27 protein-coding genes and 1 tRNA gene are annotated in these 26,266 nt (G+C 69.2%); 20 read left to right on the top strand and 8 right to left on the bottom strand.

What is annotated here, in order from left to right:
- The 7 genes from I5G_RS16325 to nusG all read left to right on the top strand — a co-directional run.
- Positions 1 to 598 (top strand): NAD(P)/FAD-dependent oxidoreductase (locus I5G_RS16325; protein WP_022880019.1); only part of this gene is annotated, 598 nt, incomplete at its 5' end.
- Positions 595 to 1,494, top strand: a complete 900-nt coding sequence (locus tag I5G_RS16320; protein ID WP_022880018.1) for a universal stress protein — start codon at positions 595 to 597, stop codon at positions 1,492 to 1,494. The genes I5G_RS16325 and I5G_RS16320, both read left to right, overlap by 4 nt.
- Positions 1,491 to 3,041 carry an APC family permease gene (locus I5G_RS16315; protein ID WP_022880017.1) on the top strand — a complete coding sequence of 517 codons (1,551 nt, stop codon included), beginning with the start codon at positions 1,491 to 1,493 and terminating at the stop codon, positions 3,039 to 3,041. The genes I5G_RS16320 and I5G_RS16315 overlap by 4 nt, the downstream gene beginning before the upstream one ends.
- 39 nt (positions 3,042 to 3,080) lie before the next feature.
- Positions 3,081 to 4,442 carry an NAD-dependent succinate-semialdehyde dehydrogenase gene (locus I5G_RS16310; RefSeq protein ID WP_022880016.1) on the top strand — a complete coding sequence of 454 codons (1,362 nt, stop codon included), beginning with the start codon at positions 3,081 to 3,083 and terminating at the stop codon, positions 4,440 to 4,442.
- 172 nt (positions 4,443 to 4,614) lie between these two features.
- Positions 4,615 to 4,687, top strand: a tRNA-Trp gene (locus I5G_RS16305).
- 43 nt (positions 4,688 to 4,730) lie between these two features.
- Positions 4,731 to 5,006 (top strand): preprotein translocase subunit SecE, encoded by a 276-nt coding sequence (gene secE, locus I5G_RS16300; RefSeq protein ID WP_022880015.1) that lies wholly within the window; start codon positions 4,731 to 4,733, stop codon positions 5,004 to 5,006.
- 61 nt (positions 5,007 to 5,067) lie between these two features.
- On the top strand, positions 5,068 to 6,186 hold the full coding sequence (nusG, locus tag I5G_RS16295; RefSeq protein ID WP_022880014.1) for a transcription termination/antitermination protein NusG: 1,119 nt from the start codon (positions 5,068 to 5,070) through the stop codon (positions 6,184 to 6,186).
- Positions 6,187 to 6,414: 228 nt separating this feature from the next.
- On the opposite strand, the gene I5G_RS16290 is transcribed toward nusG, so the two are convergent.
- Entirely contained in the window at positions 6,415 to 7,374 is a 960-nt protein-coding gene (locus I5G_RS16290; RefSeq protein ID WP_022880013.1) for a hypothetical protein, read from the bottom strand.
- A 346-nt stretch (positions 7,375 to 7,720) separates the two neighbouring features.
- Between I5G_RS16290 and rplK the strand changes: the two genes are divergently transcribed.
- The 6 genes from rplK to I5G_RS16260 all read left to right on the top strand — a co-directional run bounded on the left by rplK (position 7,721) and on the right by I5G_RS16260 (position 12,515).
- Positions 7,721 to 8,152, top strand: coding sequence for a 50S ribosomal protein L11 (gene rplK, locus I5G_RS16285; RefSeq protein ID WP_022880012.1), 432 nt, complete (start codon positions 7,721 to 7,723; stop codon positions 8,150 to 8,152).
- A gap of 11 nt (positions 8,153 to 8,163) precedes the next feature.
- A complete protein-coding gene (gene rplA, locus I5G_RS16280; RefSeq protein WP_022880011.1) occupies positions 8,164 to 8,856 on the top strand; it encodes a 50S ribosomal protein L1 in 693 nt (230 codons plus the stop codon).
- A gap of 294 nt (positions 8,857 to 9,150) precedes the next feature.
- The gene (locus tag I5G_RS16275) at positions 9,151 to 9,951 is read left to right on the top strand and encodes an amino acid ABC transporter substrate-binding protein (RefSeq protein WP_022880010.1); all 801 of its coding nucleotides are present in this window, start codon (positions 9,151 to 9,153) and stop codon (positions 9,949 to 9,951) included.
- Between the two features lie 77 nt (positions 9,952 to 10,028).
- Positions 10,029 to 10,694 carry an amino acid ABC transporter permease gene (locus tag I5G_RS16270; protein WP_022880009.1) on the top strand — a complete coding sequence of 222 codons (666 nt, stop codon included), beginning with the start codon at positions 10,029 to 10,031 and terminating at the stop codon, positions 10,692 to 10,694.
- On the top strand, positions 10,681 to 11,460 hold the full coding sequence (locus I5G_RS16265; protein WP_022880008.1) for an amino acid ABC transporter ATP-binding protein: 780 nt from the start codon (positions 10,681 to 10,683) through the stop codon (positions 11,458 to 11,460). Before I5G_RS16270 ends, I5G_RS16265 begins: the two co-directional genes overlap by 14 nt.
- Before the next feature lie 2 nt (positions 11,461 to 11,462).
- Positions 11,463 to 12,515: a nitronate monooxygenase family protein gene (locus tag I5G_RS16260; protein WP_022880007.1), complete on the top strand. Its 1,053-nt coding sequence runs from the start codon at positions 11,463 to 11,465 to the stop codon at positions 12,513 to 12,515.
- On the opposite strand, the gene I5G_RS16255 is transcribed toward I5G_RS16260, so the two are convergent.
- Both I5G_RS16255 and I5G_RS16250 read right to left on the bottom strand, forming a co-directional pair.
- The gene (locus I5G_RS16255; RefSeq protein ID WP_022880006.1) at positions 12,512 to 12,790 is read right to left on the bottom strand and encodes an acylphosphatase; all 279 of its coding nucleotides are present in this window, start codon (positions 12,788 to 12,790) and stop codon (positions 12,512 to 12,514) included. The two genes, I5G_RS16260 and I5G_RS16255, sit on opposite strands and share 4 nt — an antisense overlap.
- A gap of 15 nt (positions 12,791 to 12,805) precedes the next feature.
- Positions 12,806 to 13,450, bottom strand: a complete 645-nt coding sequence (locus tag I5G_RS16250; RefSeq protein ID WP_022880005.1) for a LysE/ArgO family amino acid transporter — start codon at positions 13,448 to 13,450, stop codon at positions 12,806 to 12,808.
- A gap of 69 nt (positions 13,451 to 13,519) precedes the next feature.
- Between I5G_RS16250 and I5G_RS16245 the strand changes: the two genes are divergently transcribed.
- Positions 13,520 to 14,422 carry a LysR family transcriptional regulator ArgP gene (locus tag I5G_RS16245; protein ID WP_022880004.1) on the top strand — a complete coding sequence of 301 codons (903 nt, stop codon included), beginning with the start codon at positions 13,520 to 13,522 and terminating at the stop codon, positions 14,420 to 14,422.
- Here the strand turns inward: I5G_RS16245 and I5G_RS16240 are convergent.
- From I5G_RS16240 to I5G_RS16225, 4 genes are all read right to left on the bottom strand, one after another.
- Entirely contained in the window at positions 14,409 to 15,431 is a 1,023-nt protein-coding gene (locus I5G_RS16240; protein ID WP_022880003.1) for an NADP-dependent oxidoreductase, read from the bottom strand. The genes I5G_RS16245 and I5G_RS16240 overlap by 14 nt on opposite strands.
- A gap of 90 nt (positions 15,432 to 15,521) precedes the next feature.
- Complete coding sequence (locus I5G_RS23040; protein WP_051038844.1) at positions 15,522 to 16,019, bottom strand: MarR family winged helix-turn-helix transcriptional regulator; 498 nt, start codon at positions 16,017 to 16,019, stop codon at positions 15,522 to 15,524.
- Between the two features lies 1 nt (position 16,020).
- Positions 16,021 to 17,715, bottom strand: coding sequence for an MDR family MFS transporter (locus I5G_RS16230; protein ID WP_022880001.1), 1,695 nt, complete (start codon positions 17,713 to 17,715; stop codon positions 16,021 to 16,023).
- A 94-nt stretch (positions 17,716 to 17,809) separates the two neighbouring features.
- Complete coding sequence (locus I5G_RS16225; protein ID WP_022880000.1) at positions 17,810 to 18,484, bottom strand: YqaJ viral recombinase family protein; 675 nt, start codon at positions 18,482 to 18,484, stop codon at positions 17,810 to 17,812.
- A gap of 281 nt (positions 18,485 to 18,765) precedes the next feature.
- Between I5G_RS16225 and I5G_RS23035 the strand changes: the two genes are divergently transcribed.
- From I5G_RS23035 to rplL, 3 genes are all read left to right on the top strand, one after another.
- Positions 18,766 to 19,782, top strand: coding sequence for a hypothetical protein (locus I5G_RS23035; protein ID WP_022879999.1), 1,017 nt, complete (start codon positions 18,766 to 18,768; stop codon positions 19,780 to 19,782).
- Positions 19,783 to 20,144: 362 nt separating this feature from the next.
- Positions 20,145 to 20,660: a 50S ribosomal protein L10 gene (gene rplJ, locus I5G_RS16215; protein WP_022879998.1), complete on the top strand. Its 516-nt coding sequence runs from the start codon at positions 20,145 to 20,147 to the stop codon at positions 20,658 to 20,660.
- 38 nt (positions 20,661 to 20,698) lie between these two features.
- Positions 20,699 to 21,085, top strand: coding sequence for a 50S ribosomal protein L7/L12 (gene rplL / locus I5G_RS16210; RefSeq protein WP_022879997.1), 387 nt, complete (start codon positions 20,699 to 20,701; stop codon positions 21,083 to 21,085).
- Positions 21,086 to 21,160: 75 nt separating this feature from the next.
- On the opposite strand, the gene I5G_RS16205 is transcribed toward rplL, so the two are convergent.
- A complete protein-coding gene (locus I5G_RS16205; protein ID WP_022879996.1) occupies positions 21,161 to 22,168 on the bottom strand; it encodes a LacI family DNA-binding transcriptional regulator in 1,008 nt (335 codons plus the stop codon).
- Positions 22,169 to 22,400: 232 nt separating this feature from the next.
- Here I5G_RS16205 and I5G_RS16200 point away from each other — a divergent pair, with 232 nt between their 5' ends.
- The 3 genes from I5G_RS16200 to I5G_RS16190 all read left to right on the top strand — a co-directional run bounded on the left by I5G_RS16200 (position 22,401) and on the right by I5G_RS16190 (position 26,188).
- Positions 22,401 to 23,732 (top strand): ABC transporter substrate-binding protein, encoded by a 1,332-nt coding sequence (locus I5G_RS16200; protein ID WP_022879995.1) that lies wholly within the window; start codon positions 22,401 to 22,403, stop codon positions 23,730 to 23,732.
- A gap of 285 nt (positions 23,733 to 24,017) precedes the next feature.
- Positions 24,018 to 25,214 (top strand): carbohydrate ABC transporter permease, encoded by a 1,197-nt coding sequence (locus tag I5G_RS16195; RefSeq protein WP_051038846.1) that lies wholly within the window; start codon positions 24,018 to 24,020, stop codon positions 25,212 to 25,214.
- Positions 25,211 to 26,188, top strand: coding sequence for a carbohydrate ABC transporter permease (locus I5G_RS16190; RefSeq protein ID WP_022879993.1), 978 nt, complete (start codon positions 25,211 to 25,213; stop codon positions 26,186 to 26,188). The genes I5G_RS16195 and I5G_RS16190 overlap by 4 nt, the downstream gene beginning before the upstream one ends.
- Positions 26,189 to 26,266: the final 78 nt, after the last annotated feature.

Raw genomic sequence — 26,266 nt, 5'->3', positions numbered from 1 at the left:
CCGCGCCCGCTTCGCGATCCTGGCCCTGGCCCCGGTGCTGTACCCGCGGATTTCGTTCGAGCCGCCGCTGCCGCGCAAGCAGCACCAGATGCACCAGCACATCTCGATGGGGTTCGTCATCAAGGTGCACGCCGTCTACGACCGTCCGTTCTGGCGCGAGCAGGGGCTCTCGGGCACCGCGTTCAGCCCGTACGAGCTGTCGCACGAGGCGTACGACAACACCAACCACGGCGACGAGCGCGGCACGCTCGTCGGGTTCGTGTCCGACCAGAACGCCGACGACCTGTTCCGGCTGAGCGCCGAGGAGCGCAAGGAGCGCATCCTCGAGTCGCTGTCGCACTACTACGGGCCCGAGGCCAAGAATCCGATCGTCTACTACGAGAGCGACTGGGGCACGGAGGAGTGGACGCGCGGCGCCTACGCCGCGAGCTTCGACCTCGGCGGCCTCCAGCGCTACGGCGCCGACCTGCGCGAGCCCGTCGGCCCGATCCACCTCGCGTGCAGCGACATGGCCGGTGCCGGGTACCAGCACGTCGACGGCGCGATCCGCCAGGGTCACCGCGCGGCCGACGAGATCCTCGATCGCGCACGCGGATGAGCGCTCCGGTGGTCGTGGGCTACACCGCGACCGACGCCGGAGCCGACGCGCTCGCGCTCGGCATCCGGCTGGCCCGGGCGATCCAGGCACCCCTCGAGGTGGTCCTCGTCCTGCCCGACGACGCCCGGAGCGTCATCACGCCCCCGGATGCCGCCTACGCCCGGCTCGTGCGCGAGCAGGCCGAGCAGTGGCTCCGTGAGGCGGCGACCACGATCCGGGATGCCGTGACCCACCGCGAACGGATCCGCCACGCCGATTCGTTCGCGGAAGGTCTCGTGGCCTTCGCCGACGAGATCGGCGCCGGATACATCGTCGTGGGTGCCGCCAACGGCGGCCTGCGCGGTCGCCATCGCCTGGGCTCGGTCGCCTCCGAACTGCTGCACTCCTCCGACGTGCCCGTCGTCCTCGCCCCCGAGGGGTCCCGGCGCGTCGATCCCGCCGTGGGGATCAGCCGGGTCACGACCGCGATCGGCAGCAGGCCGGGAGCCGACGTGCTGCGGGAGGAGAGCATCGCGCTCGCCGCCGCCGCATCCGTGCCCCTGCGTCTGCTCTCGCTCGTCACCGTCGACCTGCCCCCGGGACTCGCCACCGGCGCCATCCGCATCGCGGGCGCCGCCCATGCCGAGGAGATGCTCTCCCAGGCGCGCACCGAACTGCCCACCGACGTCGCCGCCGAGGTCGTCGTCGCCGACGGCGACAGCATCGAAGAGGCCGTCCGCGATCTCGCGTGGGATCCCGCCGAGCTCGTCATGGTCGGCAGCAGCCGCCTCGCGCAGCCCCGCCGCCTGTTCCTCGGTTCGACCGCGGCGAAGATGCTGCACGAACTCCCCGTCCCCCTCGTCGTCGTGCCACGCAGCCGTGCCGACGCCTCCGCCCCGGAAGGATCGCGGCCATGACCGCCCCCGCACCCGCCACCGGCAGCGACGCCGGCGGTCTGTCGAAGAAGGGGTTGAGCGCCGGCACGATCGGCCTGCTCGGCGCCGTCGTCATCGGCATCTCCTGCATCGCCCCCGCATATACCTTCACCGCCGCGATCGGCCCCACCGTGGGGGCCGTGGGCGTGCAGGTGCCCGCGATCATCCTCGTCGGGTTCATCCCGATGCTCCTCGTCGCCTTCGGCTACCGCGAGCTCAACAACCGCATGCCCGACTCGGGCACGTCCTTCACCTGGGCCGCGCGCGCCTTCGGGCCGTGGATCGGCTGGATGGCCGGGTGGGGGCTCATCGCCGCGACCGTCATCGTGCTGTCCAACCTCGCCGGCATCGCGGTGGACTTCCTCTTCCTGCTGATCTCGCAGCTCACGGGCCAGCCGGGCATCGCCGACCTGGCATCCAATCTCCCGATCAACATCGTCGTGTGCCTCCTGTTCGTGCTCGGAGCGACGGTGGTGTCGTACCGCGACATGCAGACGACGCAGAAGCTGCAGTACGTGCTCGTGGGCTTCCAGGTGATCGTGCTCGTCGCGTTCGCCGTCGTCGCCGTCGTGCACGTCCTCCGAGGGGATGCCTACGACCCGACGCCCTTCGACTGGTCGTGGTTCAACCCGTTCGCGGTGTCGTCCTTCAGCGCGTTCGCGGCGGGGGTGTCGCTGTCGATCTTCATCTTCTGGGGGTGGGACGTCACCCTCACGATGAACGAGGAGACGAAGGACCCCGAGAGGACGCCCGGGCGCGCGGCGACCATCACGGTCGTGACCATCGTGTCGCTGTACCTGCTGCTCGCGGTCTCGATGATCATGTTCGCCGGCATCGGCGACGGCGAGTACGGTCTCGGCAACCCCGAGATCCAGGACAACGCCTTCTTCGCGCTCGCCGGACCCATCCTCGGACCCTTCGCCGCGTTCGTCTCGCTCGCGGTGCTCACCAGCTCGGCATCCTCGCTGCAGTCGACGTTCGTCGGGCCGGCCCGCACGCTGCTCGCGATGGGCCACTACGGCGCACTGCCGCCGAAGTTCGCGACGGTCAGCCCGCGGTTCTTCACGCCGGGGTACGCCACGATCGTCTCCGCGATCGTCGCCGCCGGGTTCTACGCGGTGATGCGCGTCGTCAGCGTCAACGTTCTCTCGGACACGATCCTCACGCTCGGCATCATGATCTGCTTCTACTACGGGCTGACCGCGTTCGCGTGCGTCTGGTACTTCCGGAATCAGTGGTTCGACTCCGCGCGCAACGTGTTCTTCACCCTGCTGTTCCCGCTCGTGGGCGGCGTCATCCTCGCGGTGATCTTCGTCACGACGCTGATCGACAGCATGAACCCCGAGTACGGCAGCGGATCCGAGGTCGGCGGCGTCGGTCTCGTGTTCGTCCTCGGCGTCACCATCATCGTCCTCGGGGCGGTCATCATGGTGGTGCAGTACTTCCGCAGGCCCGCGTTCTTCCGCGGTGAGACGCTCGCGATCGACGCCCCGGCCAGCGCGCGTCGGGGCCGCCGCCTCGCCCGATGACCTCGACATCCACCACGACCACAAAAACGGGAGCCCCACATGAGTGACTACGCCGTCGTCAACCCCGCCACGGGGGAGACCCTCGCCGAGTACGACACCCTGTCCGACGCCGGCGTCGAGGCCGCCCTCGCCGCCGCGCACGACGGCTTCCGCGTCTGGTCGCGGACCGCCCCTGCGCAGCGCGCCGAGGCCCTGCGCCGCGTGGCCCAGCTGCACCGCGAGCGCCGCGACGACCTCGCCGCGATCATCGTGCGCGAGATGGGCAAGCCGCTCGAAGCGGCGCTCGGCGAAGTCGACTTCGCCGCCGACATCACCGAGTACTACGCCGACAACATCGACAGGATCACGGGCGACACCCCCATCGACATCCTCGGCGAGGGCACCGCGGTCATCCGGCGCTCGGCCCTCGGCCCGCTGCTGGGCATCATGCCGTGGAACTTCCCGTACTACCAGGTCGCCCGCTTCGCCGCCCCGAACCTCGCGGTGGGCAACAGCATCCTCCTCAAGCACGCGCCGCAGTGCCCCGAGTCCGCGGAGGCCCTGCAGCTCATCTACCGCGACGCCGGGCTCCCCGAGGGGGCGTACGTCAACATCCGCGTCACCAACGACCAGGCCGCCGCGATCATCGCCGACCCGCGCGTGCAGGGCGTCTCGGTGACCGGCTCGGAGCGCGCCGGTGCCGCCGTCGCCGAGGTCGCCGGCCGCAACCTGAAGAAGGTCGCACTGGAGCTCGGCGGCTCCGACCCGTTCATCCTCCTGTCCACCGACGACCTCGACGCGGCCGTGCAGGCGGCGGTCGACGCGCGCCTGGACAACAACGGACAGTCCTGCAACGGTGCCAAGCGCTTCCTCGTGGTCGACGACCTCTACGACGCCTTCCTGGCGAAATTCAGCGCGGCGCTCGGCGAGGCCAAGGTCGGTGACCCGTTCGCCGAGGACACCGTGCTCGGCCCGCTGTCGTCCCTCGCCGCGGCCGAGCGCCTCGATCAGCAGGTGCAGCGCGCGGTCGCGCAGGGTGCCACGCTCGAGGTCGGCGGGACGCGCGACGGCGCCTTCTACCCCGGCACGGTCCTCACGGGCGTGACGCGCGACATGGATGCCTACGGCGAGGAGTTCTTCGGCCCCGTCGCGACGGTCTACCGCGTGTCGGGAGAGGACGAGGCCGTCGCGATCGCGAACGACACCGGCTTCGGCCTCGGGTCGTACGTCTTCACGACGGATGCCGCTCAGGCGGAGCGCATCGCGGAGCGGATCGAGGCCGGGATGGTCTACGTGAACCTCGTGCTCGCCGACTCGCCGGAGCTGCCGTTCGGTGGTGTGAAGCGCAGCGGCACGGCGCGTGAGATGGGGCTTCTCGCGGCCGACGAGTTCGTGAACAAGAAGCTGATCCGCACGGCCTGAGTCGTGCCCGTCCCCCGGCGCGGTTCGCCACGTCGGGGGACATGGCATAGACTGGGAAGTGCAGTCGAAATCTGCATTCTTTCGCTGTGCCCCGCGCACAGGCGGCATCCCTCCCCGAGAGATTCCTGGCGAAAGTGTGTCGGTTTCGCATCCCGGGCCCTCCGCGGGCCTTAGGGCGGTAGCTCAATTGGCAGAGCAGCGGTCTCCAAAACCGCAGGTTGCAGGTTCGATTCCTGTCCGCCCTGCGCACAGCGCACGCTGGCAACGAGAAACGACCTAGGTGGTTCGATGACGCAGGACGAGGCGAGGGGCGAGATCGTCGCAGAACGCGGCGCGCCCCGCGAGAAGAAGCTCAACTTCTTCGCGCGGATCGCTCTTTTCATCCGTCAGGTCATCGCGGAACTGCGCAAGGTCGTCACGCCCACGCGGCAGGAACTGGTCAAGTTCACGGCCGTGGTCCTCGGGTTCGTCGTCGTGATGATGGCTCTCGTGTACGGCCTCGACGTGCTGTTCGTGTGGCTGACTACCGCCGTGTTCGGCATCCCCGGCGCCGCCGGCGCCTGACCGGCGCTTCGGCGGACGCGCGGCCCCACGAGCGGCCGCCCCAGAACGGAAGAGATCACCAGTGTCTGAAAGATATGTCGACGACGCCGATTGGGCGCCCACGGCCGAGCAGTCCAGCGAGGACGACGAGGCTCAGGAGGGCGACGTCCTGGCGTCCCAGGAGCACGCGTCCGACGCGGCCGAGCACAGCGCCATCCACATCGTCGACGACGAGGACGATGACGACGACGAGCTCGACGACATCGACATCACCGACCCGGAGGCCGACGCCATCGTGAACGACGCACTCGAGATCGACGAGGCCAGCGAGGCCGAGGCCGCCGCCGAGGTGCTCAACGACTCCCTCGCCGAGGAAGCCGCCGAAGAGGCTGCGGAGCTCGCCGATGAGGTCACTCCCTACGACGGCCCCGACATCAACGGCGAGCCCGACGCGCCCGTTCTCGACGAGGACTTCGTCGAGGAGGTCTCCGCCGCCGCCGGTGTGGTCGACGAGGTCGAGGCATCCGTTTCTCCCGCTGACGCGGCGGAAGACGAGGACGCCGTCGACGACGAAGACCTCGACCCGTACGAAGCGTTCCGCGCGGAGCTCCGGTCGCTCCCCGGCAAGTGGTACGTCATTCACTCCTACGCCGGCTTCGAGCGCAAGGTGAAGGCCAACATCGAGCAGCGCAAGTCGACGCTCGAGGTCGAGGACGACATCTACCAGGTCGAGGTCCCGATGGAGGACGTCGTCGAGATCAAGAACGGCCAGCGCAAGATGGTCACGCGCGTGCGCATCCCGGGCTACGTGCTCGTGCGCATGGACCTCAACGAAGACACCTGGTCGGTCGTGCGTCACACCCCCGGCGTCACCGGGTTCGTGGGCAACGCCCACAACCCCACGCCGCTGCGCTTCGACGAGGCGTTCAACATGCTGAAGAGCCTCGTCGAGGTCAAGGAGTCCGCTCCGGCGAAGGGCGGCGCCGCGAAGGGTGCCCCCGTCGCGCAGCGCGTCATCCCGGCCGAGGTCGACTTCGAGACCGGCGAGACCATCACGATCAAAGAGGGCTCGTTCGCGGGCCTGCCCGGCACGATCAGCGAGATCAAGCCCGAGAGCGGCAAGCTCACGGTGCTCGTGTCGCTCTTCGAGCGCGAGACCCCGGTCGAGCTGTCGTTCGACCAGGTCACCAAGATGCTCTGACGCGCTCCGCGCTGTCCCGAACGCCCCGCCCGGCCTGTGCCGGCGGGGCGTTCGCCGTCGTTGCGGTGGGGCGGGTGAACCGGGGCGGTCCGCACCGGGCGCCCCCCGCTCCACCCCCGCATGCGTTCGCACCACCCCTGCATAAACGCTCCGCCTCGGCGGAAACGCCGTGTCCGGCCGTTTCTACCGAGCCCGAGCGTTTATGGAGTGGTGCTACGCGTCCAGGGATCAGAGCGAACGACGGTTGACGCCGACGCTCCGCAGCGCGGCGGTATTGGGGCGAGTCACGGCGGGGAGCCCGGCGCGACTGAGCGCTTCACGTAAGCCGTCGACGCGGAGTGCGTCCGCGTAATCCCACCGCGCGACACGCCATCCGGCGCGGCGCAGCGCGTCCTCGCGTCGCTTCTCGTTGCGAACGGCCTCTGCGGCTCGGCGTGCATCGGCGGGATCATACTTCGACCACCCGTCCGCCTCGCCGATCACCTTGTGTCCCGGCCAGCAGAAGTCCGATCGGTAGAGACGCCCTGCGACACGATGCTCGCTCTGCAACTCCGGCTGTGGGAATCCGCACCACTCGATGACAGCCCGGCTGACGGATTCGACCACCGACTCGGCGCGTGCATCGATGCGTTCGACGACCCAGTCCAGCCGCTTTCGCCCATTCGGATTCCGTTGCAACGCGGCACGTTCGACGAGGTGCGGGGGTTCGAGACCCCCCGCCCGGACTGCGGCGTCGCCGACGGCGAGACCGAAGGCCGGGGGGAGCACCCGCGCGAGATCCAGCACGACGTCGTCGACCGTGCAGATGTGGATGCCGCCGAGTTCGCGCGTCGGCCGAGAGTCGGCGCTCGTGTGCGCCACGACGTCGCCGTAGACGAGGGACCGCTCTCGACGCGCGTCGAAGATGTGGATGTGCCGAGGGTGCCCGAAGATCGGGAGACCCAGGAGAGCCGCGGCTGATTCGTGTGAGAAGACGGCATCCGGACGCGTGAGGGCGAACGCGTGGACGCGGAGCAGGTACCGGTCCCACTCCGGCAGTGCCTCCCAGTCGTGCCTGGGTGTGTATACGGCGCGTCGTACGCGGTGGAGGGCCGAGTCGTCGGCGGGGTGCGCGCCCATGTGGATGGCATCCGCCGCGTGGATGAGGGGTGCGGGTGCCCGACGAAGCGCAGAGATCTCGGCATCCATGAATCGAGGCTCGCAGGTGCGCGCACTTCGCGTGGGCGAGTTGTCTTCGGGTGGGGATAAGTCGCCCGGCGCGTGGCGCGTAAACGCTCCGGCTCGGCGCAAACGCCCGGACGGAGCGTTTCCGGGGAGCGAGGGCGTTTATGCGCGGGCGCGCGGGAGCGGGAGGGGGAGACGCAGCAGCGCCGGGGCGGGCCGCGGCGGCTGCCGGCGGGGGAGCCAGGATGCCGGGACATCGCGTATGATGGGGAGGTTGCTCGTGCGTCCGCGCGAGCGCGACCGCTGTCCGGAACGGCCGGACGTGCGGGAGAGAGGGGCCGCGAGGCTCCGCTCGAGAAAGGAAAAGGATATGGCACCCAAGAAGAAGGTGACCGGCCTGATCAAGCTCCAGATCAAGGCGGGTGCGGCCAACCCCGCGCCCCCGATCGGTCCGGCGCTCGGTCAGCACGGCGTCAACATCATGGAGTTCTGCAAGGCCTACAACGCGGCGACCGAAGCCCAGCGCGGCAACGTCATCCCCGTCGAGATCACGGTCTACGAGGACCGCAGCTTCACGTTCATCCTGAAGACGCCCCCGGCCGCAGAGCTCATCAAGAAGGCCGCCGGCCTGGCCAAGGGTTCGCCGACGCCGCACACCACCAAGGTGGGCAAGCTCACCAAGGAGCAGGTGCGCGAGATCGCTACGACCAAGCAGCCCGACCTGAACGCGAACGACATCGAGGCTGCGGCCAAGATCATCGCCGGCACCGCCCGTTCCATGGGCATCACGGTCGAGGACTGAGGGAGATAATCATGGCTACCAAGTCCAAGGCTTACCGGGCCGCCGCCGAGAAGGTCGCGCCCGACACGTTCTACACCCCGACCGAGGCCGTCGCCCTCGCGAAGGAGACCGGCTCGAAGAAGTTCGACTCGACCGTCGAGGTCGCGCTGAAGCTCTCGGTCGACCCCCGCAAGGCCGACCAGATGGTCCGCGGCACGGTCATCCTGCCCCACGGCACGGGTAAGACCGCTCGCGTCATCGTCTTCGCCAACGGCCCCGCGGCCGAGGCGGCCCTGGCTGCCGGTGCCGACGAGGTCGGCGGCGCCGAGCTCATCGAGAAGGTCGCCGGCGGCTACACGTCGTTCGACGCGGCCGTCGCCACGCCCGAGCTCATGGGCCAGGTCGGTCGCCTCGGTAAGGTCCTCGGTCCCCGCGGCCTCATGCCGAACCCGAAGACCGGCACCGTGACCCCCAACCCGGCCAAGGCCGTCGAGGAGATCAAGGGCGGAAAGATCGAGTTCCGCGTCGACAAGCACGCCAACGTGCACTTCGTCGTCGGAAAGGCTTCGTTCTCGGCCGAGCAGCTCGACGAGAACCTCAAGGCCGCGCTCGAGGAGATCATCCGCCTCAAGCCGTCCAGCTCGAAGGGCCGCTACATCCAGAAGGGCGCCGTTTCGACCACGTTCGGTCCCGGCATCCCCCTGGACGTCAACGCCTTCGTGTGACGCACCCCGTCGAAAGCCCCGTCGCGCCTCGTGCCGGCGGGGCTTTCGCTTTTGCGCCCACCGCCCCACAGCCCCACAGCCCCACAGTCCTACAGCCCTACAGCGCCACAGCCCTACAGCGCCACAGCCCGACAGCCCCACGGCCCGAGCCCCCGCCCGCCGGATGCACGAACGTGCAACACGACGTCATCCGGGAAGGATGCCACGGCGAAACGTGTTGGGCTGGGGGTGCGCTCAGCGCCACACCCGGACCCCCCCCCGAATCCCCCGCACGCACCACAGCAAGGAACAGCCATGCCCCGTCGTCTCCCCGTCGTCGCCGCCGCCCTCGGCGCTCTCGCCCTCGCCCTCACCGCCTGCAGCGGTACGTCGACGTCCGCGTCGAGCGCTCAGGGCGATGACCTCGGCCTCGTCTCGGCCGGAACCCTGACCGTGGCCACCGAGGGCACCTACCGCCCGTTCTCGTTCCACGACGAGTCGGGCACCCTTACCGGATTCGACGTCGAGATCGCGCAGGCCGTCGGTGAGAAGCTGGGCCTCAAGGTCCGCTTCCAGGAGACCCAGTGGGATGCCATCTTCGCCGGGCTCGACGCGGGACGTTTCGACGTCATCGCGAACCAGGTCTCGATCAACCCGGAGCGCCAGGAGAAGTACCTGTTCAGCTCGCCGTACACCGTGTCCCGCGGCGTCATCGTGACCGCCGACAGCGACTCCTCGATCTCGAGCTTCGCCGACCTGTCGGGCAAGACCACCGCGCAGTCGCTCACGAGCAACTGGTACGAGCTCGCGACGCAGAGCGGTGCGCAGGTCGAGGCCGTCGAGGGCTGGGCGCAGGCCGTCGCGCTCCTCAAGCAGGGTCGCGTGGATGCCACGATCAACGACCAGCTGACCTACCTCGACTACGAGAAGACGAACAGCCCGACCGGCCTCAAGATCGCGGCGCAGACGGACGACACCTCCGACAGCGCCTTCGCGACGACGAAGGACAAGCAGGCCCTGACGGATGCCATCGACGGGGCCCTCGACGAGCTCCGCACCGACGGGACCCTCGCCGAGATCAGCCAGAAGTACTTCGGCGCCGACGTCACGAAGTAAAGCCCCGTCGCGCGCCCGCGCCTCCCGCCTAGCGTGGGAGGGCGGGCGTGCCGCGTTCGCGACAGGAAGGAGGCCGAGTGAACGACATCTGGACGCTGCTGCTCGATTCGTTCTGGCCCATGGTGCTGGCGGGCCTGCGGGGGACCATCCCGCTGTCGCTGGCGTCGTTCGCCATCGGACTCGTCATCGCCCTCGGCATGGCGTTGCTGCGGCTCTCGCGCAACTTGGTCCTGCGCGGGATCGCGCGGTTCTACATCTCGGTCATCCGCGGCACGCCGCTGCTGGTGCAGCTGTTCGTGATCTTCTACGGGCTGCCGGCGGTCGGTGTCGTCATCGACCCGTTCCCGGCCGCGGTCATCGCGTTCTCGCTGAACGTCGGCGGGTATGCCGCCGAGGTGATCCGCGCCGCGATCCTCTCCGTGCCGCGCGGACAGTGGGAGGCCGCGCACGTCGTGGGCCTCTCGCCCCGGAAGACCCTGACGCGCATCATCCTGCCGCAGGCCGCCCGCGTCTCGGTGCCGCCCCTGTCCAACACGTTCATCTCGCTCGTGAAGGACAGCTCACTGGCATCCCTCATCCTCGTCACGGAGTTGTTCCGGCAGGCCCAGAACATCGCCGCGTTCTCGTACGAGTTCATGGCCGTGTACCTCGAGGCGGCCCTGATCTACTGGCTGTTCTGCCTCGTCCTGTCCGCCGGCCAGGGCGTGCTCGAGAGGAGGCTCGATCGCCATGTCGCACGCTGACGACACCCGCTCCCCGCTGCTCGAGGTCCGGGGCCTCCAGAAGAGCTTCGGCGACACCCGCGTGCTCGACGGGGTGGACCTCGAGGTCCGCCGCGGCGAGGTTCTGGTCCTGATCGGCCCGTCCGGTTCGGGCAAGACGACGGTCCTGCGGTGCCTGAACGGACTGGAGACCCCCGAGGCGGGTCGCGTCGAATTCGACGGCGGCCCGACGATCGACTTCGCGAGCAAGGTGCCCAAGGTCGACCGGGCGGCGCTGCGCGACCGGTCGGCGATGGTGTTCCAGCACCACAACCTGTTCCCGCACCTCACCGTGCTGCAGAACGTCATCGAGGGTCCGGTGCAGGCGCACGGCGTGCCCAGGGCAGAGGCCGTCGCCCGCGCCGAGGCGCTGCTCGCCCGCGTGGGCCTCACCGAGAAGCGCGACGCCTACCCCGCGGAGCTGTCCGGCGGTCAGCAGCAGCGCGTCGGCATCGTGCGCGCGCTGGCGCTGCAGCCCGACCTCCTGCTGTTCGACGAGCCGACGAGCGCGCTCGACCCGGAGCTGGTGGGCGAGGTGCTCAAGGTGCTGCGCGGTCTCGCCGACGACGGGTGGACGATGGTCATCGTCACGCACGAACTCGGCTTCGCGCGCGAGGTCGCGGACGAAGTGCTGTTCTTCGACGAGGGCGTCATCGTCGAGCGCGGCGCCCCCGCGACGCTGTTCACCGCGCCGCAGAAAGAGCGCACGCGCCGGTTCCTCGACCGTCTCCTGCGGCCCCTGGACTGACCGTGTCGCGCCTCACCGAACTCCTCGGGGTCGACCTCCCGATCGTCCTCGGCCCCTTCGGCGGACTGTCGTCGGTCGACCTGACCGCGGCCGTCAGCACCGGCGGCGGGCTCGGCTCGTTCGGACTCTACGGCTACTCGCCGGACCGTATCGCCGACACGATCGCGCGGTTGCGACGGGCGACCGACCGCCCGATCGCCGTGAACCTGTGGTGGCCGCGTGGCGACGAGGTCGCCCCGTCCGACGTCGATCTCGCCCCGATCCTGGATGCCACGACTCCGCTGTTCGCCGCCGCCGGTGTCGCGCGTCCGACGGTGCCCGCCACCTTCTTGCCGGCCCTCGACGACCAGCTCGACGCGGTGTTCACCGCCCGACCCGACGTCCTGAGCGTGGTCTACGGCGTCCCGGATGCCACGACCGTCGCGCGCGCCCGAGATCACGGCATCCGTGTCGTCGGCACCGCCACCTCGGTCGCCGAAGCCGTCGCGCTGGAAGCCGGGGGAGTGGATGCCGTGGTGGCGACGGGAATGGAGGCGGCGGGCCACCGAGTGTCGTTCCTGCGCGATCCCGCGGCCTCGCTCGTCGGGACGTTCGCGCTCGTGCCGCAGGTCGTGGACGCGGTGTCCGTGCCGGTGATCGCCGCGGGCGGGATCGCCGATCGTCGCGGAGTCGCGGCCGCGTTCGCGCTCGGCGCCGAGGGCGTCCAGGTCGGCACGGCGTTCCTCCGCACGCGTCAGTCCGCGGCCACCGCTGCCCACCGAGCCGCCCTCGCCGCCGCGGGCGACACGGACACGGTCCTCACCCGGGCGATGAGCGGGTGCCTGGCGCGTGGCATCCCGAATCGTGCTGTCCGCGAGATCGAAGCGGCCGGGGCGATCGCGCCGTTCCCCGCGCAGAACTGGCTCACCGGGGTGTTCCGGGCGGCCGCTGCCGCCGCGGGGGAGGGCGACCTGCTCTCGCTGTGGGCCGGGCAGGCCGCGGCGCTCGCACGGTGGGAGGACGCGGCCGAGGTTCTCGGGGAACTCCGCGCGGGGCTCCCGAACGGTCGCGGCTAGGCCGACTCGCGGATCTCGAAGTCTTCGCCGTCCTCGGCATCCGGGAGCTCGGCGACCTCGACCCGCTCGACGTGCGCGAGCGGCGGACCGTGGTGCGTCCAGGCGACGAGCGCGTCGACCGCGGCCGGCGCTCCGCTCACGCGTGCTTCCACGGCACCGTCGCGGCGATTGCGCACCCAGCCCGTGACGCCGAGCCGCTCCGCCTCGGCGCGCAGCGCCCACCGGAATCCGACGCCCTGGACGTGTCCGCGAACGGTGATCTCAACGGTGGCCATGGCTCCATTGTGACCTCACCTGGTGAACACCGGGAGGACGAGCGAGAGAGCCAACACCCACATGACGAGGGCGATGGCGCCGTCCAGCACCCGCCAGGCCCGCGGGCTGTCGAGCCACCGGCCGAGGAACCGCGCGCCGAAGCCGAGGGCGGTGAACCAGACGACGCTCGCGGCGGCGGCACCGACGCCGAACACGCCGCGCTCGGCACCGTGCGTCGCCGCGACGGACCCGAGGAGGAACACGGTGTCCAGGTAGACGTGCGGATTCAGCCACGTGAGCGCGAGGCAGGTGAGGATTGCCGCCGTGCGGGTGGTCGTCGCCGTGAGGGTCCGGACGCTCGTCGACGCGCCCCCGTCGACGTGGAGGGTCGCCCCCGACGGCCGCAGCGCCCGCCGGGCGGCGACGACGCCGTACCCGGCGAGGAAGGCGGCCCCCGCCCAGCGCACGACGGCGAGCACCCACGGCACCGCGGTCACGATCGCGCCCACGCCCGAGACGCCGAGCGCGATGAGGACTGCGTCCGAGGCCGCGCACACCGCGACGACGGCGAGGACGTGTTCGCGGCGCACGCCCTGGCGCAGCACGAAGAGGTTCTGCGCGCCGATCGCGACGATGAGCGAGAGACCGAGACCGAATCCGGCGGCGAGGGAGGAGAGCACCCTCCGACGCTAGGGCGCGCGTGGCATCCAGACCAGTTCAGGATTCTGAAGAAGCATTAGCATCGCTTCATGTCGGTTCCCCTGGATCTCGCGCGCACCCTCGCCACGGTGGTGGACGAGGGGACCCTGGATGCCGCGGCCCGCCGCCTCCACATCACCCCGTCCGCGGTGAGCCAACGCCTGCGTGCGCTCGAGGACCAACTGGGGCGCGTCGTGCTCGTGCGGTCCAAGCCCGTGCGGACGACGCCCGCGGGCGACGCCGTGGTCCGCCTCGCGCGCCAGCTCGCGCTGCTCGAGCACGACGCGCTCGCGGCGATGGGCGCGGACGACGGGGCCGTGGCATCCGTCCCGCTCGCGGTCAACGCGGACTCGCTCGCGACCTGGTTCCTGCCGCCGCTGCAGCGGGTCGCGGAGCGCCGCTCCGTCGTGTTCGACCTGCACCGCGACGACCAGGACTTCACCGCGGGGCTCTTGGAATCCGGCGTCGTGATGGCGGCGGTCACGTCGCGGGAGGCGCCCGTGGCGGGATGCCGCGTGAGTCGGCTGGGGGTCCTGCGCTACGAGGCGGTCGCCTCGGCCGGATTCGCCGCGCGATGGTTCCCGGACGGGGTGGACGCGACCGCCCTGGCGGCGGCGCCGGTCGTCGACTTCGACCGCCGCGACGACCTGCAGACGCAGTGGCTGGCCGCACGCGGCGTGCCGGCGGGGGAGCCGCCGCGGCATCGCGTTCCCGCCTCGCAGGACTTCGCGACCGCGGTCGCGCTGGGACTCGGGTGGGGACTGCTGCCGGGCTTCCAGTCCGCCGCGGGCCTGGCGAGCGGGGCGCTCGTGCGGCTCGGCGGCGATCCTGTCGAGGTGCCCCTGTTCTGGCAGCAGTGGAACCTCACGTCCCCGCTCCTCGACGAGGTCGCCGAGGAGGTGGTGGGCGAGGGGCGGCGGGTGCTCGCGTCGGGCGGGGTCAGTCGTCGCTGACGCGCAGCACGATCTTGCCCCGCGTGTGCCCCTTCTCCAGTTCGCGGTGGGCGTCCGCGGCATCCTCGAGGTCGAAGACCCGGTCGACGAAGACGCGAACGGCTCCGGAATCCAGCAGACGCGCGATCGTGGACAGGGCGCTGCCGTCGGGCACGACCTTGTATCCGGTGGAACGGATGCCACGCGCCGCCGCCGCTTCGCGATAGCCGGGCCACGCGCCGGTGGGGACCTCGATGAGCAGGCCGCCCGGACGGAGGACGTCGAGCGAGCGCGTGCCGGTGTTCGCGACGGTGTTGCCGATCAGGTCGACGACGACATCGACGTCGGCGAGGACGTCCTCGAACCGGACCGCGGTGTGATCGACGACCTCGGCCGCACCCAGCTCGCGCAGCCAGTCGAGGTTGCGCGGTGACCCGGTCGCGATCACGTGCGCGCCGAAGTACGCGGCGAACTGCACGGCGAAGTGTCCGACGCCGCCGCTCGCCGCGTGGATGAGGATGCGCTGGTTCGCGTGGGCCAGTGCCGTCTCGACGACGACGCCCCACGCGGTCAGGGCGGCCAGGGGAACCCCCGCGGCCTCCACGTGGGAGAGCGAGGCGGGCTTCCGCGCGAGCGAGAGCGACGGGACGACGGCGTACTCGGCGTACGTGCCGGGCGTGCGCGGGGTCGGCGTCATACCGAACACCTCGGTTCCCGGCGGGAAGGGGTGGGACTCGTACGGGGTAGCGACGACGACCCCGCTGAAGTCGTAGCCGAGGGTCGCGGGCCACGACGTGATCGCACCGCTCGCGCCGCGACCGGCCCGGGTCTTCGCGTCGATCGGGTTGATACCCGCCGCGACCACGCGCACCAGCACCTCGCTCATGATCGGTGTCGGCACCGCCACGGTCGCTTCGTGCAGGACGTCCGGCTCGCCGGGGGCGTCCAGGACGACGGCGCGCATGGTCTCGGGATGGGTGGGGCCGGGCGCCTCGACGCTGGCCTCGGGACGCGTCGATCGGAATCTCATCGGGCGCTCCTCTCGGGGTCACGTCGACGGCGACTCCGCCTCGACTCGACCAGTCAAGCGCGCCATTGTCTCGGCGGTGTTACGCCTCGATCACCGTGTCGCGTCCGCTCCGCGGGGCGAACGCTCACCCGCGGCCGGCACCCCGCCCACGGCGAGGGCGTGCAGCATCGTCGAGAGATGCGCGATGTCGTCGACCGACCAGTCGGTCAGCGCCTCGTACAGGCGGCTCTCGTGCGGCGCGCGCGCGTCGTCGAGGCGCTCCTGCCCGAGGGGGGTGACCGCGATGAGGCGCGAGCGGCGATCGTTCGGGTCGAGGGTGCGCGTCACCAGGCCGGCGCCCTCGAGGTCGCTGATCGCGCGGCTGAGGAATCCCTTGTCGGTGGCGAGCCGCTCGGCGAGCGTCGACAGGGTGATCGGGCCGAACCGGCTGACGACTGACAGGGTCTTGAACGTCGCCGGGAGCATCCCGGGGCTGACCCGTTCCGCCGCCTCCGCGATGTAGCGGCGGAACGTGGTCAGGAGCTCGGAGAACGACGATTCGAGCGCGTGCACGGCGGCCTGCCGCTCGGCGTCGTTTTCGCTCGTCATGTCACCCATCCTCCCCCATCGGGGAGTTCGACCGCGTCCGACGACGCGACGTGACGTCCGCCGTCGAGACGGTTCCCGTCGTGGCGAGCGCCGCCATTCCCGCAGGTACCGACACGGTGGCCAGGTCCGCCTCGCTCGCGGCGACGCGCTCCGACGTCGTCATGCGCGTGAGCGGCCGGTTCGGCAGGAACACGATGGCGATGAGGCTCACGATCGCCACCGGCACGGCGATGAGGAACGCGTGGGCGATCGACAGGGCGTAGATGTCCTCGACGATCACGCGCACGGCGTCGGGGAGCGTCGACACCTGCGGGATCGTGCCGGACTGCAGCGCCTGGGCGACGGGAGCACCGGCCGGGCCGAGCCCCGCGATGGCGGCCTGCACGTCCGCGGCGCGATCGGTGAACAGGCTCGTCGCTGTGCTGGCGAGCACCGCGCCCATGACCGAGACGCCGATGGTGCCGCCGAGGCTGCGGAAGAACGTCACGCCGGAGCTCGCCGCCCCCATGCGCTCGGGATCGGCGGTGTTCTGCACGATGAGCACGAGGTTCTGCATCGTCATGCCGACACCGGCGCCCAGCAGGAACATGTACAACGACACCAGCGCGAAGTTCGTGTCGTAGTGGATCGTCGACAGCAGGTACGTGCCCGCGATGAGCAGCACGCCGCCCGCGATGAGGAACGGCTTCCAGTGACCGAAGCGCGTGATGAGCGCGCCGACGATGATGGATGCCAGGAGCAGGCCCGCGATCATCGGGATCGTCATGACGCCGGCCTGCGTGGGCGTGGCTCCGCGCGCCATCTGCATGTACTGGCTGAGGAACACCGACGTGCCGAACATCGCCAGGCCGGTCGCGATCGAGGCGATCGTGGCGAGGGTGAAGGTGGCATCCCGGAAGAGGGTCAGCGGCACGAGCGGCTCGGACGAACGCAGCTCGACCACGATGAACAGGATCGCGGCGAGCACGGCACCGCCGACCATGAGGAGCGTCTCGGTGCTCGCCCAGTCGAAGGAACGTCCGGCGTTGGTCACCCAGATCAGCAGCAGCGAGACGGCGGTCGAGAGCAGCACGATGCCGAGGTAGTCGATCTTGACCTTGCGCTTCGCGCGCTTCGGGAGGTGCAGGGTGCGCTGCTGGATGAGGAGTGCGGCGACGGCGAAGGGCAGGGCGACGAAGAAGTTGAACCGCCAGCCGAAGGCATCCGTGATCACGCCGCCGAGGAGCGGGCCGCCGACGGTGGCGACGGCCATCACGGCACCGAACAGGCCCATGTAGCGACCGCGCTCGCGCGGGCTGATGATGTCGGCCATGATCACCTGGCTGAGCGCGGCGAGGCCACCGGCTCCGAGGCCCTGCACGGCGCGGAAGGCGATGAGCATGTCGGTGTTCTGGGAGAACCCGGCGGCCGCGGTGGCGAGCACGAAGATCGCGATCGCGACCTGGATCAGCACCTTGCGGTTGAACAGGTCGGCGAGCTTGCCCCAGATCGGGGTGGAGATCGCGGTGGTGAGGAGGGTCGCGGTGACGACCCAGGTGTAGGCGTTCTGATCACCGGACAGGTCGTGGACGATGACCGGCAGCGACGTCGAGACGACGGTCGAGGCCAGCATCGACACGAACATGCCGAGGAGCAGTCCGATGAGGGCGGGGAGCACGCGCCGCGGCGCGGCGGTGTCGGGGACGGGTGAGGTCATGCGGGGGTCTCCTGGGGGAGGAAGGATGCCGCGACGACGTCGGCGCGATAGTTGACTAAGAGCAACTATACGCCGGATGTTTGATGTGAGTCAACTATCCGTCGAGGAGCGCGAGCGCGCGATACCTCTCGGTGGGTTCGGGACGCGGGGCGGGAGCGCGGCCCGCTGTCGTGCGCCGGTACAGCTCGTCGATGAGCGAGGTGGCGAGGCGGACGAGCGACGCGATCTCCTTCTCGTCGCGGTCCACCCACTGGCAGCGCGGCTCGTCGTCCACCGGGACGAAGCCGTCGTGCTGCTCCCACGCCACGAGCGTGCGCTCCGCGCCGAGCACGTGCTGCTGCCACCAGACCTGTCGCAGGTAGGTGCGGGGGATCGACCGCCACGACTTGTTGGTCGTCTTGATCTCGGCCAGGACGATGCGCCCCTCGGCATCCACGACGACCCCGTCGGGGGTGGCGAGGTGCCGCTTCTCGACGACGGCGTGGTACAGCGCCGACGACGGCTGGATGCCATGCGTCGCCGCGACCCACGCCGCGATCTCGGGCTCGCGCCGACGACCGTGCGCCGTGTAGGCATTGCCCGAGAAGTTCGAGCCGAGGAGCTTGGCATCCGCCGCTCGCGCGATCGCGTTGGCGCTCGTGAGGGTCGCGACGTCCGTCGCGGTGATGCCTCGCGAACGCGCGCGGATCCAGGCGACACGGTCGCGGGAATCGGCGACGATCCGCGACTCGAGGTCGGCGCTGCGGGAGGCGACGAGCTCGGGGGACATGCGTTCGACCCTAACCCCGTCGGGCCGTGCGTTCATTCGATGGCGCGGTGTGTCTCGGGGTCGCCGTGTGGCCCTGGGTGCCGTGGTCGTGTCGCGGTCGCCAGTTCACGTGATCTGGTCGAGGTCACGCGTCGTTGTCTGTCGCAGCGTGTACGTTCGGCCAGTTCACGTGAACTGGATGCCGAGGCACGAGAGCGCAAACCGCTCCTCCACAGGTCGACTTGTGCACAGCACCAGGCTGAGCGAGAGCGGGCGAGCGGCGGGATCGCGATTGTGGAGGGATGCCACGTCATATCGGTATCGAAGATGCACGCGCGATCGTCCGCTCGCGGCACCAGGTTCTGGACGTCGACGGGTCGACGGCCGCGCTCCGGTCGGCGCTCGCCGACGGGAGTCTCGTGCGGCTCCATCGTGACGCCTACGCCTTCTCGGACGAACTGGCCGATCTGTGGGCGGATGGGCGCCATCTGGTTCGGCTGGTCGCGGCGCACAGGCAGATGACGGGCGCGTCTGCCGTGTTCTCCCACCGGTCTGCTGCCGTGCTGCACGGGCTCGCTCGGCCCGATCAGGTGGATTGGCCCGTAGAGACGACCACGATGGCGGGGATGCGAATGTCCGGGCGGCCGGGTCTGCGTCGGCACGCCGATCGCCTCTCGGACGAAGATGTCGTGGAGATAGGTGGCATCCGTTGTACGTCTGTCGACCGCACCGTGTTCGACGTCGCGCGTACCTGCTCCATAGAGGCGGGCGTGAGCTGCGCCGATGCGGCGTCACGGCGTGAAGTCATGAACGGACGTGCGTACTCCCGCGATGCCCAGGAACGGTGGCGTGACCGCCTGCTCGAGAGAGCCGCAGCCTCTCCGGGGCGCAGAGGCATCGCCCGCGCGCGCAGGGTCGTGTCGTTCGCCGACGGGCGGGCCGAGCTGCCGGGAGAGAGCCTGAGCCGCCTGCAACTCGCCCGCTTGGGGTTCCGGCAGTTCGAGTTGCAGGTTCGAGTCGAAGGACCGAACGGCCGCGACTACTTCGTCGACATCGCCCTGCCCGATCATCAAACCTTCTGGGAGTTCGACGGTGAAGTGAAGTACACCGACGAGGGGATGCGGAACGGCCGCGCACTCTCCCAGGTGCTTCTGGAGGAGAAGCGCCGCGAAGACTGGATTCGCGGCGTCACCCAGTGGCGCGTGACCCGCGGCGGATGGCGCGACATCGCCACTCCCGATGCACTCCGCTCCCGGCTTCAGGCGTTCGGTGTTCATGTGCCGCCTGTTGGCGCCCTTCACGCCCGCCAGATCACGTGAACTGGCTCGGTGTACCCGCCGTGGCGCGATACGACACGTGCGCTCAGCCATTTCACGTGAACTGGCGCCCTACCGGGACGGGGCGCGGGCGCGGGCGCGGGAGGGGCGGGGCGGGGATTTGGCGCGCGGGCGAGGGATTGGTACAGTGGGGGCAAGCCAAAGACCGCCGGTCATCGTCGTGCGTGCACGAAGATCGAAGCGTCTGCCGAAAGGCAGAGGACCTGCGCAGGTATACGTAACTCCTCCCGATCGGGATTCCGAGCTCCGTGCGCCTGCGCCGGAGCTCTTCTTTTTTGCCGTCGCCCGGTGTCTTGGCCGGTGCCCCGCTTCCGCGGAGCACCTCGTACACACAAGGAGTGGCCATGGCGCAGAAGGACGCATCGGTCGCCGAGCTCACGAAGCACTTCGAGAACTCGACTGCCGTTCTGCTGACCGAGTACCGCGGTCTGACGGTTGCCCAGCTCAAGCAGCTGCGCAACGACATCCGTCAGGACGCGGAGTACGCCGTGGTGAAGAACACGCTGACCAAGATCGCCGCCGCCAACGCGGGGGTCTCGGGGCTGGACGACGAGCTCAAGGGCCCGTCTGCCATCGCGTTCGTGCACGGCGACCCCGTCGCCGTCGCGAAGAGCCTGCGTGCCTTCGCCAAGGCTAACCCTCAGCTCGTGGTGAAGGGCGGCTACTTCGATGGCGCCCCGCTCACCGCGGATGAGGTCAACAAGCTCGCCGATCTCGAAAGCCGTGAAGTCCTGCTGGCGAAGCTCGCCGGTGCGATGAAGGCGACGATGACCAAGGCGGCATACGTCTTCCAGGCGCTTCCGTCGAAGGCCGTTCGCACGGTCGACGCGCTGCGCGAGAAGCAGGACACCGCGGCCTGACCCGGCCCGGATGACAATCCCGATCAAGGAGAAACACAATGGCTAAGCTCAGCACCGAAGAGCTGCTCGACGCGTTCAAGGAGCTCACCCTCATCGAGCTCTCCGAGTTCGTCAAGGCGTTCGAGGAGACCTTCGACGTCACCGCTGCCGCCCCCGTGGCCGTGGCCGGCCCCGCCGCCGGTGGCGCTGCCCCCGTCGAAGAGGTCGAGGAGAAGGACTCGTTCGACGTCGTCCTCGAGGCCGCCGGCGACAAGAAGATCCAGGTCATCAAGGTCGTCCGCGAGCTCACCTCGCTCGGCCTCGGCGAGGCCAAGGCCGTCGTCGACGGTGCCCCCAAGGCCGTGCTCGAGGGCGCGAACAAGGAGACCGCCGACAAGGCGAAGGAAGCCCTCGAGGCTGCCGGCGCCACGGTGACCCTCAAGTAATTCCACGCACTTCGCGTAACGAAGGCCCGGATGCCAGTGGCATCCGGGCCTTCGTGCGTCTCAGGACCTGCCGCGTCAGAGGGTGCGCGGGGGAGCGGTGGACGCGCGCACGACCAGCCGGGTGTCGGCGGTGGTGCGGGGCGGCGGCTGCTCGCCCTCGAGCATCGACAGCAGCAGGCGGGTCGCCTCGACGCCCTGCGCCCCCGGGTACTGCTCGATCGTGGTCAGCGCGAACATCTCGGCGTAGTCGTGACCGTCGATGCCGACCACGCTCAGCTCGGTGGGGACCGAGATGCCCATGCGGCGCGCCGCGATGATGACGCCCACGGCCACCTCGTCGCACGCCGCGACCACGCCGGTCGGCCGCGATGCGGCGTCGGCGAGGAACGAAGCCGCGGCGGCGTACGCATCGGTGATCGTGAGCGTCGACGGCACGTTGCGGATCCGCACCGCGAGGCCGCTGTCGTTCATGGCGTTGCGGTAGCCGATCGAGCGTTCGTCGACGTCGCGGGCCGGCGCATCCGTGGGCGGGGTGCTGCCGACGAATGCGATGTCGGTGTGCCCGAGTGCGATGAGGTGCTGGGTGATGATGCGGGTGATCCCGATGTTGTCGAGACCCAGGGTCGGGATGCCCTGCAGCGGGTTGCCGATGCACACGGTGGGCTTGTCGATCGCGAGAAGACGCTCCAGGTCGCTGTCGCCGGGCTCGAGCGCGACGGCGATGATGCCGTCGAACCGCTTGCGCGCGAGGTACGTCGAGTACAGGCTCTCGCGGTCGCGGGAGCCGGGCTCGGCGACGTAGAGCGTCACGTCGTAGCCCTGCGAGATGAGCGAGCGTTCGACGCCCTCGATGATCGCGCCGAAGTACCAGCGGTTGACCTTGGGGACGATGAGGGCGACCGTGCGGGTGCGTCCGGTCGCCAGGCTCACGGCGCTCGTGGAGGGCACGTAGCCGAGGGATGCCGCCGCGTCGGTGACGCGTCGCCGGGTGTCATCGGAGACGTAGCCGCCGCCGGTCAGCGCGCGACTCGCCGTCGACTTCGACACGCCTGCCAGGCGTGCCACATCGGCGATTCCGCTCATAGCCGTCTTCCTCGAGGGTGGTCGACGTCCGTGTCGACGTCATGAAGAGTATCCGACAAATGCCGAATCTGGAACCGGTTCCTCCGCCTTTCCACCGCGAAAATCCCCGGGAATCCGCCAGTTATTGACTCGTGATCAAAGTTTGTTGCGCAACGGGTCGTTCTAGCCTACGGTGATCTGGAATCGGTTCCCGATGGGTTCCGATCCACAGAACTCAAAGAGGAGAAATCACATGGGCATGTCACAGCGGTATCGCCTGCTGGCTCCCGTCGGGCTGCTGGCGGTCGGTGCGATCGCGCTCGCGGGCTGTGCCGAGGGCGACTCGGGCGGATCCGGCGGGAGCTCGCAGGGCACCACCACGGTTCGCATCTCCGGCGGCATCACCGGTAGCGAGGCCGATCTGCTGAACCAGTCCTTCGACCAGTTCACGAAGGACACCGGCATCAAGGTCGAGTACACCGGCGACAAGAGCTTCGAGGGCAACATCGTGACCAAGGTCACCGGTGGCGACGCCCCCGACATCGCCATCGTGCCGCAGCCGGGTCTGCTCCAGACCCTCGTCGGCACGGGCGACGTCAAGAAGGCGACGGATGCGGTCTCGTCCAACGTCGACAAGTACTGGGGCAAGGACTGGAAGTCCTACGGAACCGTGGACGGCGACTTCTACGCCGCTCCGATGCTCGCCAACGTCAAGGGCTACGTCTGGTACTCGCCGGCGAAGTTCAAGGAGTGGGGCGTCTCGATCCCGAAGACGTACGACGAGCTGCTCACGCTCACCCAGACCATCCAGCAGAAGACCGGATCGGCTCCCTGGTGCGCCGGTTTCGCCTCGGGTGACGCCTCCGGCTGGCCCGGCACCGACTGGATCGAGGACCTCGTCCTCCGTCAGTCCGGCCCTGACGTCTACGACAAGTGGGTCGCGAACGACGTGAAGTTCACCGACCCGCAGATCAAGGACGCCTTCGACGCCGTCGGCAAGATCCTCCTCAACCCGGCGTACGTCAACGCCGGCTTCGGTGACGTCAAGAGCATCAACTCGGTGGCCTTCGCCGACGTCGCCGCCAAGGTCGCGGACGGCAGCTGCGCGCTGACCCACCAGGCCTCGTTCCTGTCGTCGAACTTCCTCACGGTCAAGAACGCCTCCGGTGGCGAGGTCAAGGTCGCGCCCGACGGTGACGTCTACGCGTTCCTGCTCCCGGGCGTCAAGGAGGGCGAGCAGTCGGTCGAGGGTGGCGGCGAGTTCGTCGCGACGTTCTCCGACGACGCCAACGTCCAGAAGGTCGCGGAGTTCATGTCGAGCCCCGAGTTCGCTGACGCCCGCGTCAAGCTCGGCGGCGTGATCTCGGCCAACAAGGGTGCGGACCCGTCGCTCGCGTCCAGCGAGTTCCTGCAGGAGGCCATGAAGGTCGTCCAGAACCCCGACACCACGCTCCGCTTCGACGCGTCCGACCTCATGCCGGCCACCGTCGGCGCCGGATCGTTCTGGAAGGGCATGGTGAGCTGGATCGACGGCACGCCGACCGACAAGGTGCTCAGCGACATCCAGGCCGGTTACAACAACTGACCCGACCTCGCAAGATCGGTGGGCCGTCCGCTCCGGCGGGCGGCCCACCGAGTACCGTAACCCCCACGGCGCCACGAGAGCGGCCCGTCCATCGATGAGCACGACGGAGTGTTCGGGAGGGAAGTCATGACCCAGATCAGGCAGGCGGAGAAGCCCCCAGCGGCATCTCGCCCACACGAGGTCCCGGATGCCGAGACGGCATCCCGCGATCTCTCACGGAGACACCGGACGACCGTCACGGTCGTCGTCATCGCGCTCATCGCGGTGGTGGCGCTGTTCCTCTTCATGGTGACGCGAGCGCCGTCCGACACCAAGCCGACGTCCCTCGGCTTCTCGCTCAACAGCTTCTTCAAGACGCTGGGCGAGATGAACCCGCTCGTGCAGATCCCGCTCGTGCTGCTCGTCTTCGGCGCTGTCGTGGGCCTGCTGCTCCTGCTGATCGAGTACGCGCCGCGCTCCGGCAAGCGCTATTTCTGGATCCGCCTCATCGCGTGCTTCGCGATCCCCGTGATCGCCTTCATGCTGCTGCGTCCCTACCAGAACGCGGTCATCTACGTCCTCGCGATCGCGGTGATCCTCGGCGGCATCCTGTTCTACGCCGACTACCGCTCCCGTCAGGGCGCCGGCTACCTGTTCCAGCTCGTGCTCTTCGCCGCCCCGGCCGCGATCCTGCTGCTGATGGGCCTGGTGTACCCGGCCCTGTCGACCCTCGTGCAGTCGTTCCTCGACAAGACGGGCAAGAACTTCGTCGGTTTCGACAACTACGTCTGGACCTTCACCAACCCCGAGGGCTTCTGGTCGGTCATCAACACCCTCATCTGGGTGCTGCTCGCTCCGACCTTCGCCACGGCGATCGGTCTCGCGTACGCCGTCTTCATCGACCGCGCGGCGGGGGAGAAGGTCCTCAAGGTCCTCATCTTCATGCCGTTCGCGATCTCGTTCGTCGGCGCCGGCATCATCTGGAAGTTCGTCTACGACTTCCGCCAGGGCGACCAGATCGGCATCCTGAATGCGATCGTCACGGCGTTCGGCGGTCAGCCGGTGTCGTGGCTCGCGGCCACGCCGCTGATCAACACCCTTCTGCTGGTCGTGGTGTTCATCTGGAGCCAGACGGGCCTCGCGATGGTCATCCTCTCCGCCGCCATCAAGGCCGTGCCGCCGGAGCAGATGGAGGCCGCCGAACTCGACGGCGCCAACGCGTGGGAGCGTTTCATCAACGTCACCGTTCCCGGCATCCGCTCGTCGCTCATCGTGGTGCTCACCACGATCGCCATCGGCGCGCTGAAGATCTACGACATCGTCGCGGTGATGACCGGTGGTCGCAACGACTCCACCGTCCTCGCCTTCGAGATGGTCAACCAGCAGCAGCGATTCCAGAGCTACGGGCACTCCGCGGCCCTCGCGGTCGTGCTGTTCCTGTTCGTCCTGCCGCTGATCATCTTCAACGTGCGTCAGATCCGGAAGCAGAGGGAAGTGCGATGACCACCTCCACCGTGGTGCTCGAACCCACCGACGACAAGCGCTCCGCCCGGCAGGTCGCCCGCGACACGCGCAAGCACGAGGCTCAGGCGCGCAAGCGCCTCACCTCGAAGGGCGCGACGATCGCCGCCATCGCGATCGCGTTCTTCTGGACGATCCCGACGTTCGGCCTGTTCATCACGTCGTTCCGCCCCGGCTCCGACACCCAGTCGACCGGTTGGTGGACGGTGTTCACCGACCCGTCGTTCACGATCGACAACTACCGTCTCGCGCTCACCTCGGGTGGCACGGCGCTGACGCTCGCCGCGTCGTTCGTGAACTCGCTGGCCATCACGATCCCGGTCGTGCTGTTCGCGTTGGCGATCGCCTCGCTCATCGCGTATGCGTTCGCGTGGATCGAGTTCAAGGGCCGGAACTTCTTCTTCATCTTCATCTTCGCGTTGCAGATCGTGCCGCTGCAGATGGCCCTCGTGCCGCTGCTCAGCCTGTTCTCGCGCGGCCTCACCATCAACGACGTCACGATCTTCCCGGGCTTCGATCTGCGCGGCGTGGAGCACAGCTTCGCGACGGTGTGGATCGCGCACGTGATCTTCGCGATGCCGCTGGCGATCTTCCTGCTGCACAACTTCATCGCGGAGATCCCGGCCGAGGTCATCGAAGCGGCGCGCGTCGACGGTGCCGGTCACGGTCAGGTGTTCTTCCGCCTGATCCTGCCGCTCGCGGCTCCCGCGCTGGCATCCTTCGCGGTGCTGGAGTTCATCTGGGTGTGGAACGACCTGCTCGTGGCGACGATCTTCGCGCCATCATCGTCGCTGCCGCTGACACAGTCGCTGAACTCGCTGTCGGGCACGTGGGGCGACCAGTGGTTCCTGCAGTCGGCCGGAACGTTCATCTCGATCCTCGTCCCGTTGATCGTGTTCTTCCTGCTGCAGCGGTTCTTCGTCCGCGGTCTCCTCGCCGGAGCGACGAAGGGCTGAGTCCCGCACGAACGCCGAGGGGCGTGGCATCCATCGATCGGATGCCACGCCCCTTAGTCGTCAGCTCGTCAGGTGCTG

The organism is Microbacterium sp. B19 (genome assembly GCF_000333395.1).
GTDB lineage: Bacteria > Actinomycetota > Actinomycetes > Actinomycetales > Microbacteriaceae > Microbacterium.
Note: the sequence above shows the minus strand (reverse complement) of the source record. Positions and strands in the feature narration are given on the sequence as shown.